Source organism: Alcanivorax sp. HI0044 (assembly GCF_001634945.1).
On record NZ_LWEZ01000888.1, the window covers coordinates 1 to 687 of the forward strand.

Annotated in this window: 1 protein-coding gene; it reads right to left on the reverse strand. The window is 62.4% G+C overall.

Translation table 11 applies throughout. The annotated features are described in order from the left end of the window. Positions 1–94 precede the first annotated feature (94 nt). On the reverse strand, positions 95–687 hold a 593-nt coding region (proC, locus tag A3730_RS10580), incomplete at its 5' end, for a pyrroline-5-carboxylate reductase (protein WP_063538037.1).

The following is a 687-nucleotide window of genomic DNA, read 5'->3' on the forward strand; positions in this document are numbered from 1 at the left end:
CAAAAAACAGTAACGAGAAGCGAGTGACGAGTTGCGAAAATCAAGACCACCTTCGGGGTTCGCTTCTCGCAACTCGAAACTCGTCACTCGCCTTTTACCCCGCCAACTCTTCGGACCGCTCCCGGGCAGCGGCGACGGCCGCCTGCACCTGTTCGCGGAAACCCGCTTCTTCGAACACATTCAGCGCGGCAGCGGTGGTGCCACCGGGGCTGGTGACCTGCTGGCGCAGCACATCCGGGCCCACTTCGCTGGTAATGGCCAGCTGAGCGGCGCCCCAGGCGGTTTGCAGCACCATCTGCCGGGCGGTCCCCGCATCCAGCCCCTGGGCCTTGGCTGCTTCGATCAACGATTCCATCAGCAGGAAGAAGTAGGCCGGGCCAGAACCGGACACCGCGGTGACCGCATCCAGTTCTTTCTCTTCGTCGAACCAGAAAGCAATGCCCACAGAGCCCAGGATCTCCCTGGCCATGGCTTTTTGTGCATCGCTCACGTCATCGGCGGCATACAGGCCAGTGGCCCCTGCCTGGACCAGTGAAGGCGTATTGGGCATGCAACGCACAATCGGGGTGCTACCCAACCAGTTGCGCAGGTTGCCTACGGTGACGCCGGCCGCGATGGAGATCACCAGCGGCTGACGCTCAGCAATCAGGTCGCGCAGATCGGTGCACACCTGCTCCATCATCTGCG